At 41.0% G+C, this 2185-nt stretch carries 4 protein-coding genes; 1 reads left to right on the top strand and 3 read right to left on the bottom strand.

What is annotated here, in order from left to right; translation table 11 throughout:
- Positions 1-94: 94 nt before the first annotated feature.
- Both EI164_RS15750 and EI164_RS15745 read right to left on the bottom strand, forming a co-directional pair.
- Positions 95-559: a DUF4870 domain-containing protein gene (locus EI164_RS15750; protein ID WP_192520922.1), complete on the bottom strand. Its 465-nt coding sequence runs from the start codon at positions 557-559 to the stop codon at positions 95-97.
- Between the two features lie 49 nt (positions 560-608).
- Positions 609-977, bottom strand: coding sequence for a hypothetical protein (locus tag EI164_RS15745; RefSeq protein WP_318779569.1), 369 nt, complete (start codon positions 975-977; stop codon positions 609-611).
- 263 nt (positions 978-1240) lie between these two features.
- Here EI164_RS15745 and EI164_RS15740 point away from each other — a divergent pair, with 263 nt between their 5' ends.
- A complete protein-coding gene (locus tag EI164_RS15740; RefSeq protein WP_192520920.1) occupies positions 1241-1453 on the top strand; it encodes a hypothetical protein in 213 nt (70 codons plus the stop codon).
- Between the two features lie 19 nt (positions 1454-1472).
- Here the strand turns inward: EI164_RS15740 and EI164_RS15735 are convergent, their stop codons facing one another.
- Positions 1473-2099, bottom strand: coding sequence for a GNAT family N-acetyltransferase (locus EI164_RS15735; protein ID WP_192520919.1), 627 nt, complete (start codon positions 2097-2099; stop codon positions 1473-1475).
- Positions 2100-2185 lie beyond the last annotated feature (86 nt).

Here is a 2185-nt window from a genome sequence, read left to right as displayed (position 1 = left end):
TTCTCGCTTGTGTCTTTATCTGGCTGCCGCTGATTTGAATTCTATACAGCCCCTAGCATCTTTTTATAAGCAATATCTGTCATTACCCCTTACATTATTTAATCAGTCGAATATTAAAGGGGACTCTAAAGTCTTTACCAGCAGAGCTTTTGACCGCACCCATGATACAAAATACAGGGTGTACAAAGGGATACAAGAATAAGAACATCATCGGTAACAATGCCAAGGGTGACCAAATAAAAGCGAGGATAAAGCCCACTATCATCACTGCAATCCACAGCACAATATAAGTGATGAAAAAGGTAATACACCAATTCAACGCTTCTTTAGCTTGCGACTGAACGTAAGGATCGTCCTTTTTTGTCAGCATGATAACGAGCGGCGGGATAAAACCAAAAAACAGACACCCTAGCCAATTTAACAGGGCGATATTTGTAGAGTCCTGTTGAGTGTTCGTTGCTTGTATAGCCGTGCTGTTAAGTTTTTCTTGAGCGTTAGCAGCGTTATTGCCAGTATCTTTGTTGATATTCACGTGAGGTTGTTGCGTGCTATTAGGCATGTCTAAATATATTCCTGTATAAGATTAGCTTAAATATCGAGTTGTGTCTCTAATTACCCAACACCCACTCATCATTGATTTTATAAACACGAAAACCACCTTTATTCATTCGGCTATTACCGTTTATACTTTGCGTCACTTCAGCGGTACACATATAGGTATTTTCGCCATCAGTGGTATCACAGCTGATATTATCAACGCTTTCAAGCTTTGGCATCATGCCTTCCATCATGCCACTCATAGCCTGTACCATTTCATCGTTGCCGGCACCAGCCACCACATCATCCATTGCGCTATCCATTTGCTCATACTGCGCTTCGATTAATCCCTCGACAGTGCTATCAGAAGGGCCACTAGAGCAGGCTGCAAATAGTGGGGTTAATAATAGGACTAATGCCAATTTCTTTAAATTTTTCACGTTACCTTCTATGTATCTATAATGTTACCTGAACTATACAGATTTATTGCTCAAAACCCAACTTAATTTCAAGATATTTGTCTGTTTATACTTAAAATTTTATTATTAACTTAGGCCTGTTGATAAGTTTTCAGACGACGGTTAACAAAACCTAGCCACTTTAAGACCATTAAATGTATAAATGTGCTCATTGAGGATACGTCCTAATACAGACAGGACAATCGTGATGCTGTTATGATGCGGTTAATAATGACCGTTGCGAGATGACTGTGTGGCAGATGTATTTTTTTATATTACCGATTGGTCTGGGTATTATGACGTTAGTCGCCAGCCTGATTTGCCTATTTGCTTACTTAATGTCCGATGATAATGCCACGCGCTTACCAGCTTTTAACTGGTTTAAGCGCTTAATTTTGGTGGCGTTTTTACTGCTGAGTGCTGGGCTGTTTATGACTTTTGGGGATTTTCAGAGTTAGTTTAAAATTAAAATAAGCCTTATTGACTAACGATTTTTTCTAACTCTAATAATTCCAAATCTTGGCGTTTGGGCTCGCCATTATTGCCATCAATTGGAAACGGCATTTTATTGCCATTTAACTGATAACCGCGACGCTGGTAATAAGACAAGAGCTCAGGACGGTGGCTTAAAATAGACATGGTCAGACGAATAGGTTTGTTATCAGATGCTTGTAGGTCTGATTGCAAATGACGAGTGGCAAAAGTTTCTGCGGCCTGCAATAGTTGATGACCAACGCCATACCCTTGCAGCTCAGGCAGTACCGCAAACATGCCGATATAGGCTTTTTTATGACTGACACTTTGATTGCCGCCACTTTTGTTTAAGTCAGCATCAGTTTTTATGTCGACTGCGATACAGCCCAATAGCTCACCTGTTTCTGCACCATCGCGTTGACCTGTCGTGGTTTTTGGATAAATAAAAACGTAATATTTTGGGTCAGCGATGACGGCTGCAAGCTCAGCTTGAGTGGTTCGTATACCGCCCACTAAGCCTGCCTCATTGGTCCAGCCTTCGTCTTGCCGATAACAGCGGTTTAATAACTGCTCGAGTGCGCGAACGTCGTTAGCTTTAGCTTGACGTAAAAATACAGCATCTTTCTTCATATTGTCGGTGGTCCTTTTCCTATAGACATATTAGGGGCTGTATAGAATTCAAATCAGCGGCAGCCAGATAAAGACACAAGCGAGAA

The organism is Psychrobacter sp. FME13, from assembly GCF_014861395.1.
Classification (GTDB): domain Bacteria; phylum Pseudomonadota; class Gammaproteobacteria; order Pseudomonadales; family Moraxellaceae; genus Psychrobacter.
The sequence above is the reverse complement of the archived record's forward strand: the minus strand, read 5'-3'. Positions and strand labels throughout refer to the sequence as shown.